Source organism: Gluconobacter sp. Dm-44, from assembly GCF_018256175.1.
Lineage (GTDB): Bacteria > Pseudomonadota > Alphaproteobacteria > Acetobacterales > Acetobacteraceae > Gluconobacter > Gluconobacter cadivus.
Map to the genome: position 1 here is coordinate 358,933 of NZ_JAERLZ010000002.1, position 12,507 is coordinate 371,439.

Annotated in this window: 14 protein-coding genes; 9 read left to right on the plus strand and 5 right to left on the minus strand. The window is 61.7% G+C overall.

Annotation, left to right across the window (positions count from 1 at the left end):
• Positions 1–78: 78 nt before the first annotated feature.
• The 4 genes from JK213_RS04750 (at position 79) to JK213_RS04765 (ending at position 3,089) form a co-directional block, all read left to right on the plus strand.
• Positions 79–417 carry a P-II family nitrogen regulator gene (locus JK213_RS04750; protein ID WP_174694216.1) on the plus strand — a complete coding sequence of 113 codons (339 nt, stop codon included), beginning with the start codon at positions 79–81 and terminating at the stop codon, positions 415–417.
• On the plus strand, positions 417–1,691 hold the full coding sequence (locus JK213_RS04755) for an ammonium transporter (protein ID WP_194261226.1): 1,275 nt from the start codon (positions 417–419) through the stop codon (positions 1,689–1,691). Before JK213_RS04750 ends, JK213_RS04755 begins: the two co-directional genes overlap by 1 nt.
• 73 nt (positions 1,692–1,764) lie before the next feature.
• Entirely contained in the window at positions 1,765–2,310 is a 546-nt protein-coding gene (locus JK213_RS04760) for a hypothetical protein (protein ID WP_194261227.1), read from the plus strand.
• Positions 2,311–2,501: 191 nt separating this feature from the next.
• The gene (locus tag JK213_RS04765) at positions 2,502–3,089 is read left to right on the plus strand and encodes an NMCC_0638 family (lipo)protein (RefSeq protein ID WP_194261228.1); all 588 of its coding nucleotides are present in this window, start codon (positions 2,502–2,504) and stop codon (positions 3,087–3,089) included.
• 15 nt (positions 3,090–3,104) lie between these two features.
• On the opposite strand, the gene JK213_RS04770 is transcribed toward JK213_RS04765, so the two are convergent.
• Both JK213_RS04770 and JK213_RS04775 read right to left on the minus strand, forming a co-directional pair.
• On the minus strand, positions 3,105–4,019 hold the full coding sequence (locus JK213_RS04770; RefSeq protein WP_194261229.1) for a retroviral-like aspartic protease family protein: 915 nt from the start codon (positions 4,017–4,019) through the stop codon (positions 3,105–3,107).
• Positions 4,016–4,969: a tyrosine recombinase XerC gene (locus JK213_RS04775; protein WP_194261346.1), complete on the minus strand. Its 954-nt coding sequence runs from the start codon at positions 4,967–4,969 to the stop codon at positions 4,016–4,018. Before JK213_RS04775 ends, JK213_RS04770 begins: the two co-directional genes overlap by 4 nt.
• Positions 4,970–5,014: 45 nt before the next feature.
• Here JK213_RS04775 and JK213_RS04780 point away from each other — a divergent pair, with 45 nt between their 5' ends.
• Positions 5,015–7,255, plus strand: coding sequence for a primosomal protein N' (locus JK213_RS04780; protein ID WP_194261230.1), 2,241 nt, complete (start codon positions 5,015–5,017; stop codon positions 7,253–7,255).
• A 10-nt stretch (positions 7,256–7,265) separates the two neighbouring features.
• Here JK213_RS04780 and JK213_RS04785 read toward each other — a convergent pair whose 3' ends face one another.
• From JK213_RS04785 to ykgO, 3 genes are all read right to left on the minus strand, one after another.
• Positions 7,266–7,508 (minus strand): hypothetical protein, encoded by a 243-nt coding sequence (locus JK213_RS04785; protein ID WP_194261231.1) that lies wholly within the window; start codon positions 7,506–7,508, stop codon positions 7,266–7,268.
• Between the two features lie 93 nt (positions 7,509–7,601).
• Positions 7,602–8,255, minus strand: a complete 654-nt coding sequence (locus JK213_RS04790) for a tetratricopeptide repeat protein (protein WP_228125304.1) — start codon at positions 8,253–8,255, stop codon at positions 7,602–7,604.
• A gap of 17 nt (positions 8,256–8,272) precedes the next feature.
• The gene (gene ykgO, locus JK213_RS04795) at positions 8,273–8,398 is read right to left on the minus strand and encodes a type B 50S ribosomal protein L36 (RefSeq protein WP_007281615.1); all 126 of its coding nucleotides are present in this window, start codon (positions 8,396–8,398) and stop codon (positions 8,273–8,275) included.
• A 215-nt stretch (positions 8,399–8,613) separates the two neighbouring features.
• Here ykgO and JK213_RS04800 point away from each other — a divergent pair, with 215 nt between their 5' ends.
• The 4 genes from JK213_RS04800 (at position 8,614) to JK213_RS04815 (ending at position 12,412) form a co-directional block, all read left to right on the plus strand.
• The gene (locus JK213_RS04800) at positions 8,614–9,051 is read left to right on the plus strand and encodes a hypothetical protein (protein ID WP_194261232.1); all 438 of its coding nucleotides are present in this window, start codon (positions 8,614–8,616) and stop codon (positions 9,049–9,051) included.
• Between the two features lie 167 nt (positions 9,052–9,218).
• Entirely contained in the window at positions 9,219–11,228 is a 2,010-nt protein-coding gene (locus JK213_RS04805) for an FUSC family protein (RefSeq protein ID WP_194261233.1), read from the plus strand.
• The gene (locus tag JK213_RS04810) at positions 11,222–11,422 is read left to right on the plus strand and encodes a DUF1656 domain-containing protein (RefSeq protein WP_062027417.1); all 201 of its coding nucleotides are present in this window, start codon (positions 11,222–11,224) and stop codon (positions 11,420–11,422) included. Before JK213_RS04805 ends, JK213_RS04810 begins: the two co-directional genes overlap by 7 nt.
• A gap of 39 nt (positions 11,423–11,461) precedes the next feature.
• Positions 11,462–12,412, plus strand: coding sequence for an HlyD family secretion protein (locus JK213_RS04815; protein WP_062027419.1), 951 nt, complete (start codon positions 11,462–11,464; stop codon positions 12,410–12,412).
• Positions 12,413–12,507 lie beyond the last annotated feature (95 nt).

Sequence of the window (12,507 nt, forward strand, 5' to 3'; positions counted from 1 at the left end):
CAATATCATTATGAGACTGGCATGATCTGAGGCATACTCTGACAAAGATTACCCGATCGCAACGAGGATATGCCGTTCGTGAAGCTCGTTACTGCCATCATCAAACCCTTCAAGCTTGATGACGTCCGCGAAGCCCTGACCCCGCTGGGTGTTCAGGGTCTGACAGTTACCGAAGTCAAAGGTTTCGGTCGCCAGAAAGGCCAGACCGAAATCTATCGTGGCGCCGAGTATCACGTCAGCTTCCTGCCCAAGCTTAAGATCGAGGTCGCCGTTTCCAACGCGATCGTCGAGGACGTGATCGAAGCCATCATGACAGCAGCCCGTACCGGCAAGATCGGTGACGGCAAGATCATGGTCTCCAGCCTCGACCAGCTCATCCGTATCCGCACGGGAGAAACCGGCGAGGGCGCGCTCTGATGCGCGCGCCGATTGATACGGGCGATACGGCCTGGATGCTCGTCAGCACGGCTTTCGTGCTGATGATGACCATTCCCGGTCTTGCGCTTTTCTATGGCGGCATGGTCCGCAAGAAGAACGTGCTGGCGACGCTGATCCAGTCCTTCATGATCTGCTGCATTGCCAGCCTCGTCTGGATGGTCGCAGGTTACAGCCTTGCGTTCTCGACTGGCTCGCCATGGATCGGGGATCTGTCGCGCGTCATGCTGCATGGCGTGGCGGATAATTTCCGCGCAGGCGTCGATTCCGCCTTCACGCTGGGCGCTGGAACGCCCGCTGCCGTGACGATGACGATCCCTGAGAGCGTCTTCATGATGTTCCAGATGACGTTTGCCGTCATCACCCCCGCCCTGATCACGGGCGGCTATGCGGATCGCATGAAGTTTTCCGCCATGTGCCTGTTTAGCGTGGCGTGGCTTCTGCTCGTTTATGCCCCGGTCGCGCACTGGGTCTGGAGCCCGACTGGTTGGGTCGCCGGGCTTGGTGCGGTGGACTTTGCGGGCGGGACGGTCGTGCACATCAATTCCGGTGTGGCCGGTCTGGTCTGTGCCATCATTCTTGGTCGCCGCAAGGGTCTGGGGCATGAAGACTTTTCGCCCTTTAATCTGACCTACGCCATCATCGGCGCGTCCCTGCTCTGGGTGGGCTGGTTCGGCTTCAATGCCGGGTCTGCTCTGGGCGCCAATGGCCGTGCGGGCATGGCGATGCTGACAACGCAGGTCGCGGCAGCTGCGGGCGGTGTGGCCTGGATGGTTGTCGAATGGGCGCGGACGGGCAAGCCGACGGCTCTGGGCATCATTTCGGGTGCGGTGGCCGGTCTGGTTGCCATCACGCCAGCGGCGGGTTTCGTACTGCCGGGAAGTGCGGTCGTCATCGGCCTGATCGCCGGAGCGGGATGTTTCTGGAGCGCCACATGGCTCAAGCATCGTTTTGGCTACGATGACAGTCTTGATGCGTTCGGCGTTCATGGAACAGGTGGCATCATCGGCGCCATTCTGACGGGTGCGTTTGCCTATGGTCCGCTTTCGGCCACGGCGTCCAACCCCGAAGGAACGGTCGCCAGTGCTCATCAGGTCATCGCGCAGACCGAGGCCGTAGGGGTGACGATTGTCTGGTGTGTTATCATGACAACCGTGATCCTGAAGGTTCTGGATCTGGTGATGGGCCTGCGGGTGTCGCCGGACGAAGAGCGCGAAGGTCTCGACATGGTTCTGCACGGTGAGCGCATTAACTGATCGCGCTTCTCTGACGCTCAAGCTGCGGGGGGCTGTCATCTCCCGCCGATTTCAGAATGAAGGTTCTTTCTGCATGACGTTTACAAAAGCCTTTTCCGGCCTCTCCCTCGCCGCCTTGCTGGCCGCAGGACTGAGCGTCGCACCCGCTCACGCCCTGACCGCCAAGGAATGCCATGCCGCGTTCAAGACGGCCAAGCAGAACGGCTCCCTGAACGGCCAGTCCTATAAGGCATTCAAGGCCGCTTCCTGTGGCGATACAGCCAAGGCCGCCGCCCCGGCTGCCGCAGCCAGCACAACGCCTGCGGCTGCTGCTCCGACAACGGCACCAACCACGACGGCCCCAGCCGCCCCTGCAAGCGCCGCGCCTGCGGACTCGTCTCCGGCCGGTACGAAAGCCCCGATCGCTCCGAAGGCTGCCGTTGCGTCCTCGGGCAATGTCGTGTTTCCGACTGCCATTTCCCCCGAGTTCAGCAAGCTCTCCGCCGGTCGCGCCCGCCAGAAGACCTGCGTCGCCCAGTACAACGCCAACAAGGCGAATGGCGGCAATGGGTCGCTGAAGTGGATCCAGAAGGGCGGCGGCTACTGGTCGCAGTGCAATTCCCGCCTCAAGGGTGAATAATCTGACACCTTAGTCGAGCCTTATCGGCCTGAAAGCTCCTCCTTTGCGGGAGGAGCTTTTTTTTATTTCTGAGGGTCAGTTCAAGGCATGCCCAGCTGATTTATGGAATTTCCGCAAGGTTTTCCGGGTTTCTGGTGAACAGTTTCGGAGTGTAACATGTCGGTCAGTGGTGAAGGAAAGAAAGAGGGACCATGACATTAAGATTTTGCGGAATAATCGGGCCGACCTCCGTTCTTGTCGCTCTTCTGTTCTGCGTTCCGGCCTCAGCCCGCGATTTGGGCGCGGCGAATGCTGTGGGTCTATTTGGTCAGAGCTGTCTTTCCTTTACGGGTAACCCTTCCGGTTTGCGGGAATGGGCTGCACGCTATCACCTTCCTGAAGGACCGCCCCCGACGCGGGAGGGGTTTCTGCACGGCAATCAGGGACGTGTTTATGTGGCCAGTACGGTCTATGGACAGATGGCTCTTGTGTCGCTCGACAAAGGGTATTGTCAGGTCGTGATGCGGCAGGGAAACGTCGCGAACGTTCAGACGGAATTGCGGGATCAGCTTCTGGCCCGCCATGCCACGCTCAACCTTCTCCTGCAGCAGCAGGATCCGCAGCGTGGTGCGGCTCAGAAAATTTTTGCCTATGAGCAAGGTGCTGTGCATCTTCAGCTTTCCATCACGGCTCATGGAATTTCCGGGCCTGTGGCAGAAGTTATTCTGACATCGACCTTGCCTCCCGAGAGTTCAGACCCGCCAGCGCGATCTCCTGCGCCAGCCGGTAATGGGTCTTAATATCGTCGGCAGAATCTACCGAAAGAACAACCGCCCACTGGCATAGGACAGCCAGATGTCGTGATGGGCGAACCAGTCGGAGCCCAGCAGCATGTCGGCCTGATCGTGGACCGGGGCGACGGTCAGGACGGGACGGGGCCAGACGGTACCGCCCAGTTCGAAGCGTTTGAAATGGTGCCAGTGATACGCGCGTTCGTGCAGATCCACGCCCGAGGTCATGCCGCCGGGATCAAGGGCGAGCTGCTCGTCCGTCAGGCCAAGGCGATGGGCGAAATCCGTGCTGACGATATGCGAACGCGCACCGCTGTCCAGAAGCGCCGTTCCGCTTAATCCGTCCAGTGTGAAAGGCACCGTCAGGCGGCCTGAGATCCGGCGGACAGGCACACTTTTCCAGTGGCCGCTCCAGACGGGTGGGGGCTGGCAGGCATGGGAGCCCAGACGGACGCGCCATAATGTCAGGCGCTGGCGCGGGACGTCGAATTCCAGATCGTAATCCGCCAGCACATCCGCGCCGAGCAGCCCGAAAACGGGCGGCGTGATCATGGGAGAGCCGGGGAGAGCGCCAACCGCCATCGTTCCGGCCCCGAGCGCGAGTTCTTCCGAACGCGGTGTGCCGAGTTTCAAATCCTGTATCCGGACATTCGGCACGACGCGCGGGGCACCGTTCGGGCCCTGCATCATTGTCCGATGCTGGGGATCGGGCGGCAGATGGAAGGCTGCGACGCCTGCCGGAGTCATGAGGCTGCCTTCGGAGCCAGTATCGACGATCATCGAGGCGTCATGGCCATTTACCGTTACCGGCACGCTCAGATAGCCGCCATCGTCGCGCAATGGCAGCACCACGGCGCGGCTCATCTCGCAGACCGGAGCCGCATGGGCTGTCGTCATGCACAGGCCCAGAATCAGGGCAGCGGACAGGAGGCGTTTCATGACTCCTGATCCGCGCGGGGATGGGCCTTGCGCCACACATCCAGCAGGTGTTTTTCGTCCGCCAGCGTATAGGCCTGCGTGGTCGAGAGGCTGGCGTGGCCCATGAGTTCCTGAATGGTGCGCAGGTCTGCCCCGCCTTCCATCAGATGCGTGGCGAAGGAATGGCGCAGGGCATGGGGCGTTGCGGAATCGGGCAAACCTTCGCCTTTGCGCCAGTTACGCATGGCGCGCTGGGCCACGCCGGGATTGAGACGTCCGCCCCGCACGCCGCAGAATAGCGGCGCATCGGGCGCGGGGGAAGGATGGGCCACTTTCCAGCTTTCCAGCGCCTCGATTACCGCAGGAAGCAATGGCACGAGCCGTTCCTTGCCGCCTTTGCCAACCACACGCAGCATGTTCTGCCCCGCATTCGTCAGGTCCCGAATGTCGAGCGACAGCGCCTCGCCGATCCGCAGCCCCGTGCCGTAAAGCAGCGTGAACAGCGCGTGGTCGCGCAGAGCGGCCTGACTGGTCTCGGCGTCATCGGAAATGCCTTCCGGGGCCGCCAGTGCCGCCTCCTGCCCCAACGGACGGGGCAGGCGTTTTTTCATGCGTGGCGTGGCCAGCAGGGACGGGGCGGGGTTGGAGAGATCATGCCGCAGGGCCAGATACCGGAAAAAGGACCGTAGTGCTGAGACATGCCGTGCCCGGGAGCGTGCGCGCGAGTCGGCACTGGTGGCGCGACGGGTCGGTTTTTCGCTGCGGGCCGTTTCATGGGCGAGCCAGGCGCGCAGGTCGGCGAGAGAGAGCTTTCCCAGATCGGCCAGCGTGACCTCCCCGCCCAGATGCTGCTGGAAAAACGTGAGCGCCAGAAGGATGTCGTGGCGATAGGCCTCAACCGTGCGCGGGCTGGAGCGCTTTTCATGCGTCAGCCATTCGGTCCAGTCGCGCAGGGCATCGAGCGCCATCAGGGATGCGGTCATGGCATTTCGGAGCGGGGGAGGTTAGACACGGTCATGGCATCCAGCAGCCTATCCAAGCCTGATCCCCGGCGAAAGCCACCTTGCACCGGAACGCGTGTTTCGGTGCTCGTGCCGCTGCCTTTTCCGGGACCGCTCGACTATCTGGCCCCCATGCCGCTTGAGCCGGGAGACCTCGTGACGGTCCCGCTCGGCCGCCGGGAAACCGTGGGCTGCGTGTGGGAAACCGATCGCACGGTGCCGCCGGATTTTGCGCTGCCGGTGGGGCGTGAACTTCCGCTCGAACGTCTGCGGCCTGTCGTCGGGAAGCTGGATGTGCGCCCGCTCCCGCAGAGCCTGCGCCGCTTCATCGACTGGGTGGCGGCCTATACGCTCACGCCGCCGGGGCTGGTTCTGGCGATGGCGACGCGCATTCATCTGAAGGATGCGCCCAAGCCCACTCTGGGCTGGGTGCGGACGGAAGCGCCGGAAGGCGATCTGCGGATCACGCCCGCGCGCCGGTCCGTGCTGAATTTTGCGTCGTCCACACCCATGAGCACTGCCGAACTGGGAGATCGCAGCGGGGCGAGTGCGGCCGTTATTCGCGGTCTCGCTACGGCCGGTCTGCTGCGGGAGGCTGTCATTGCTCCGGCCGCTCCGTTCGGTTTGCCAGACCCGGCGCATGGCGCGCCGAAGCTTTCCGAAGAGCAGGCTGAGGTCGCGCAGGAATTGTGCAGCCCCGTCGAGGCCGGGCGGTTTCAGGTCACGCTGCTGGAGGGTGTGACCGGATCGGGCAAGACGGAGGTCTATTTCGAGGCCGTGGCCGCCTGTCTGGCCAAGGGAAAGCAGGTTCTGGTCCTGCTGCCGGAAATTGCGCTTTCCGCCCAGTGGACGGACCGGTTCATCCGGCGTTTTGGGTCTGAACCTGCTGTCTGGCATTCCGATCTCGGAGCCAAGCGTCGGCGCGAGACTTGGCGCGCCGTGGCGGAAGGGAGCGCCCGCGTTGTAGTTGGGGCGCGATCGGCTCTGTTCCTGCCGTTTGCTGATCTGGGCCTCGTCGTGGTGGACGAGGAGCATGAAAGTGCCTTCAAGCAGGAAGAGGGCGTCATGTATCATGGGCGGGATATGGCGGTTGTTCGCGCCCGTTTGGCGGATGCACCCGCCATTCTTGTCTCCGCCACGCCATCGCTTGAAACGCTCGCGAATGTAGAGAGCGGCCGGTATCGGCATGAACTTCTGACCGCGCGGCATGGTGGGGCGACCCTGCCGGATGTCTCGCTGGTGGATATGCGGTCCGATCCGCCCGAACGCGGCCTGTTTCTGTCTCCCAAGCTCTGTACGGCGATTGATGAGACGTTGGAGAAAGGGGAGCAGGCCATGCTGTTCCTCAACCGGCGCGGCTATGCGCCGCTGACACTGTGCCGGGCGTGCGGGCATCGGATGCAGTGCCCGAACTGTTCGGCCTGGCTAGTGGAGCATCGGGCGCGGGGTATCCTGACCTGCCATCACTGCGGGCATAACGAGCGGATTCCCAAGGACTGCCCGGAATGTCACGCCGAGAATTCGCTCGTGCCCATCGGGCCGGGAATCGAACGCATTACGGAAGAAGCAAAACTACGCTTCCCGGAGGCGAAACTGCTGGTGATGTCCTCCGATACGCTTGGCTCTCCGGCCGCCACGGCGGAGGCGGTGCGGAAGATTTCGGACGGGGAAGTCAATCTCATCATAGGCACGCAGATCGTGGCCAAGGGCTGGCATTTCCCGAAACTGACACTTGTGGGCGTTGTGGATGCCGATCTTGGTTTGGGCGGCGGGGATCTGCGCGCGGCGGAGCGGACGGTGCAGCTTCTGCATCAGGTGGCGGGCCGTGCGGGCCGTGCGGAGCATCGCGGGCGCGTGCTGCTTCAGAGCTATGTGGGCGAGCATCCGGTCATGACGGCGCTGGTCTCTAACGATTTCCAGACCTTCATGGAACAGGAAGCGGAGCAGAGGCGCCCGTCTTTTTGGCCGCCTTACGGACGACTTGCGGCGCTGATCGTGAGCGCGCCCAGTGCGGACGCGGCGGACGCATTGGCGCGGGAGATTGCGCTCTCCGCGCCGGAGCGGGAAGGAGTGCAGGTTCTGGGACCTGCTCCCGCCCCGCTCGCCGTCTTGCGTGGACGACACCGGCGCAGACTGCTGCTACGGACGATGCGGGGCATTGCCGTACAGCCGATCCTGCGTCAGTGGCTGGGAGATATCAAGCCCATGGGCGGAGCGAAGGTCGATATTGATATCGACCCCATTTCCTTCCTTTAGGGCTGGAAAATCAGCCCTTGCGCTTGCGGAAGAACTCGACCGTGGCGGTCACGACTGCGATGACTGCCAGAATCTGCTGGAAATACGGGCGGAAACGCTTGGGTCCGAACGTCGCCATGGCGGTCATGCCAGCGAGGCCGATTTCACGGGCGCGCGTAGCCTTCTGACAGCAGGTCTTCATTTTGGAGCAGCAGCTTTTCTTGGAGCTGACGTCTGCGATGGCGATTTCGGCGGCGGGGGATGGCTTGGTCATACGGGATCTCCTGAAAAATGGAATCAGGGGATCAACACATCACATTACAAGGGGTTGCCAGAGCAACTCGTGGAAGAGAAGGGCGCGGAGGCGTCAGTCCTGCTGGCCGTCGCGGGCCTTTTCCAGTGTTTTAAGCTGCGTGTCGGAATCGGGTGTTTTCGGGTTCAGAAGCAGCATCTGGTGGAAAGCCTGAAGGGCGGCTTCGGGCTCATGCCGGTCATGTTCGGCTTCCGCGAGCATCCCCCATGCCATGGGGTCGCCGGGATCGGCCTGAAGGGTGACGCCCAGATCGGCAATAGCGCCGTTATTGTCGCCCGCTGCCAGCCGGATGGCTGCGCGCTGACGATAGAGGATGGGCTGGTCGGGCTGGATGGTGATGGCGGCGGTCAGATCGTCCTGTGCCTGCTGGAAATCATGTTTTTCCAGCGCATCGTGCGAATCGGTAATGAGTATCTGCACGCTGCCGGTCAGGGCGCGGCTGCGGAGGCCTTCGGCACGCTCGGAAATCTCGCCAGCCTGTTTTTCGTTCCCGGCCATGGCGAGCGCTTTTTCCGCGTCCATGAGGCGGTCATGAAGCGTTTTGCGCGGGGGGCGGGGCGCGGAGGCGGGCGGTTTGGCAGTCGGAGAGACTGCGGGGCCGGGCGCGGCAGGATTTGCGGCGGGTGCGGCCTGAACTGGCAGAAAAGTCAGGGCCGGGCTACAAAGCAGAACGGCGCCAGCCATCAGCCAGCGCCGTTTGTCCGTCATCCGGCAGACCAAGGGGTTCAGCCCTGGCGAGCCTTCATGCGCGGGTTCTTCTTGTTGATGATGTAAACGCGGCCGCGGCGGCGGACAACGCGGCAGTCCTTGTCGCGGACCTTGGCGGACTTCAGGCTGTTGCGGATCTTCATGGTTGCAGGCTCTCGACGGGTAAGGCCCTTGCGGACCGGACAGCGGGCCAAAACGCCCGCGAAAGAATGGCCCCGATTACCCATCCCGCCCTGTAGAGTCAAGCTGACAAGCCATTCGTGTGGCGGAATTCCTTGATGCTGCCGATTTGCAACAACCTGCAACAGCGTCGTTCAGGGTCTTTGTCCGGCCGGGATTTTCTCCTAACGTCAGTTTCATGATCAAGCGCCATTCCCGCCCCGCCCTGCTGCTGGCTCTTCTTCCTCTCGCCGTCGCCCTTGCCGTGCCCGTGGCCGCAAGAGCGGATGACGGAGAGGCCAAGACTAACGACGACGATCCGACGATCAACCAGCAGGGTTTCGCCATCAACAAGATCCTCCGGGTGCTCCAGACCAATCCGGATGCCGCGGGCGACTCCTGTATCAACGCGCTCAAGGAGATGCATCAGGCCCAGACGGCTCTGGGCAAGGAGGAGGGCATCGACCCCGAACACAATCAGGATATTGGCGTGGCGCGCGATGTCCTGTCCTCTGAAATGGAGGATGTCACGAATATGTGTGGTGCCGATGCACGGACTTACTGCCGCAAAGCCACCGATCATCCGGACCCCAAGCTGACAGCGGCCTGCAACGCCCTGCCTGCCGAAGAAGACTGAGTGGTGCGCTCTGGCAGAGGGATCGGGGCCGTCTGTCAAAACATGTCCAGAAGATTCGAGGACTAACTTTTCCGGTCCACTGCTCTTAAGGTCGGAAGTCTGATTCTGGTAATGAGGGCCGTGGGACTGTTTCTGATGAAGTCTGTGTCGGGTGGGGGGCATCGCTCTTGACCGCTGCACTACAGTCAGTCTTCCGCCCCGGATGGGTCCAGTTCAGTCTCAGAACATGGTCTGCACTTGTTCTGGCACTGGGAACGGCCTTCTGGTCCCAGCTTGATTCACCCGCCAGTGCGGGCGTGACGGTCATGATCCTCGCGCAGCCTCTGCGGGGACAGGCGCTGTCCAAGGCGTTTTACCGTCTGGCCGGGACCGTGCTTGGTGTCGGCGTTTCCATCATTCTCGTGGCGATGTTCAATCAGGAGCGCGCCCTGTTTCTCGGCGGCGCGGCCCTGTGGATTGCGGCCTGCGCGTTCGTGGGGTCGCTTGAGCGCGATTTCCGCTCCTACGGCGCGCTGCTGGCGGGGTATACCGTCGCACTGGTTGCGCTCCCGACGATGGATGATCCGCAGAACATCTATCCCGTCAGCATCGCGCGCGCGTCTGATATCGCCATCGGCGTTGCGTCTATTGCGGTTGTGAACATTCTCTCCGGGTCTCCCGAAGCCTGGCGCAGGCTTTCGAAGGCCATGGAGACCCTGTCGCATCGCGTGAGGCAGACCGGCAAGTCCGCCATTATGGGCGATCCGATTGCCACGCCTGAGGAAATGATCGGGTTGAGCGGCGAAATCCTCGCGCTTATGACCCAGATTTCCTACGCCAGAACAGAAGTCGAGCGCGGGCGTTTGCGGATGGCGGGCGCGCGGCTGGGTATTATTGGCATGCTCACGGTTCTGACCACGAGCCGTGCAATCGCATGGCTGCTGGAGACCGGCGGCATTTCCGACCTGCTGATCCGTCACGTTCGGGCCTGGCACGAGCGCTCCGAGGACGGCACGACCCGTCTTGAGACGATGGACACGATTCTGGATAAAATTCGTGCGGAAGACCCGGATTTCGTTCCCTCCGCCCGCGAAGCATGGTTTCTGGAGCGGTGTTCGACGCTTCTCAGCAACCGTCTGCATATCCGTACCGGCATGAATACGCTCCTGCGCGCCACACCGGCGGGCGATGCGCTCAAGCTGGCGCATCTTGCAAGCAATCCGGATTACGTGACGGCCTTCATCAACGCCATGCGCGTGTTGCTGGGCTTCAGCGTTGCGGCCGCTCTGTGTCTGGCCTCCAGCATTCCGGCCTCCGTGACATCCCTGTCCCAGACGGCGCTGGTCCTGACGCTGGCCTCCACCGCGATCGACACGGCGGAGTTCGGCAAGGGCGCTATTATCGGGATGCCCGCAGGTATTCTCGTGGCGGCGTGGCTGGATTTCATGATCCTGCCGCATGTGGGCAGCATGCTGAGCCTTGCGCTGGTGCTGCTGCCGCAGACCGTGATTTCCTGTCTGCTGTTGATGAACCCGAAAACCAGCGCCATCGGCTTTAATTATGGTGTGTTCTTTCTGGTGTTCATCGCGCTCGGCAACCATCACAACTACGATCCGCTGGCCTTCATCACGCGCAACACGTTCTATGCGATGGCGGCCGTCCTTTCTTTCGTATTGCTGGTGTTGCTCTGGCCACCGACCGCGCGACGGCATCGGTTCCGGCTGGCGGTCTCCATCGCCCATGATCTGGAACTGCAACTTGCCGGTCATGGTGAGAGGATGGGGCCGCCGCTGCTGAGCCGGAAATACGAGCGCCTCAGCCAGTTTCTGATGTGGACGGAGCGGCTGCACGATCCGGGGCTGCGTTCCCGTCGGGTTTTCAACCGTTTCGTCGCGTTGGAGGATTTTTCCAGCACCATTGCCCGCGTCCGGAATTATCTGGATCAGGCGGGGCATCTTCCCGGCCTCAAACCTATGGTGCGGCATGTGCGGCGTCTGCTGGCGCATGACAGGCTCGGTCTTCTGGAAGCTGAAATCCCCGAGCTTCAGGCCATGTTTTACGAGCGGCTTTCAGACGGCATCCGCGAGGAGCAGTCCATGATCATCAACTGTATCGGCGGTCTGGAATCGGTGCGGACCATGGTGCGTCTGAATCGCTCAGCCGTGCATCACTATGGAATAGGACGCAAGCGATGGTGACGACACAGGTCGTTGACCTTGATGGCGTTCTGGTGTCGGCCTTCGTCATCAATCTGGCCTTGGCCCTGCTGACACTGGCCGTTCTGCGCTGGATTTTGGCCTGGTTCGATCTGTGGCGTTTCGTCTGGGATCCGCCTCTGGCCCAGTTCGGCATCCTGATTTGTCTGATCGGCCTTTACACCCTGATCCTCTGACCTTTTCCTGTTTCGAACCGAACCCAAGGTGACCGTCCCGTGCTTTCCAGTGCCCATCGCCTGATCCGCCTGACCATCACGCTCTGCATCCTTGCAGTAGCAGCGCTCGTGGTCGTCATTCTGTGGGATTACTACACCGCCTCGCCCTGGACGCGGAACGGACAGGTGCGTGCGCAGGTCGCCAATATCGCGCCGCGCGTTTCGGGACAGATCATCGAGGTTCTGGTGAAGGACAACCAGTTCGTCCACAAGGGTGAGGTGCTCTACGTCATCGACCCGTTCGATTTCAAGGTGGCGCTGGAGACGGCCAAGGCCCATGTGGCCGAGCGCAAAGCTGATCTGGAATTCCGCCTCGTGCAGTCCCAGTGGCGCAAGGCCATTCCCGGCACTGCCGTTTCAGTTGAGGAAAAACGGCAGTACGAAGCGCTTTCGCAGCAGATGCAGGCCCAGTACGCCGCAGCCGAAGCCGCGGAGCATCAGGCCGAAATCAACCTTGAGCGAACGCAGGTCCGCAGTTCCATCGACGGCATCGTGACCAACCTCATCATGCGGCCCGGCGATTTCGCCACTGCCGGTGTGGTCAACATCCACATCATCGACACCAGTTCTTATTGGGTGGACGGTTATTTCGAGGAAACCAAGGTCCATGATCTTGATGAGGGCGATCTCGTTCGCATGGATCTGATGGGGTATCACGATCCGCTGTTCGGGCATGTCGAAAGCATCACGCGCGGTATCGCCAGCAACAATGCGCAGGTGAACAAGCAGGGCCTGCCGGAAGTGGACCCGGTCTATACTTGGGTGCGTCTGGCGCAGCGTATTCCGGTGCGCGTGAAGATCGACAAAATCCCTGATGATCTGACGCTGGCGGCCGGTATGACGGCGACCGTGACCGTCGTGTCAGAAGAGGGCAACCGCCGGCACCGCTCCACCCACGCTGCCTTCCAGCATTTCGGCGACGACATCCGGCATCTGTTCGGGCATCGGTAAGGATTTTGGAATAAAAGTTTTTGGTGAAGCTTTTTTCAAAAAGCTTCGACGTTCTCCGCCTTTTTGTAAAAAGGCGGAACCCAAAAACTTTTATT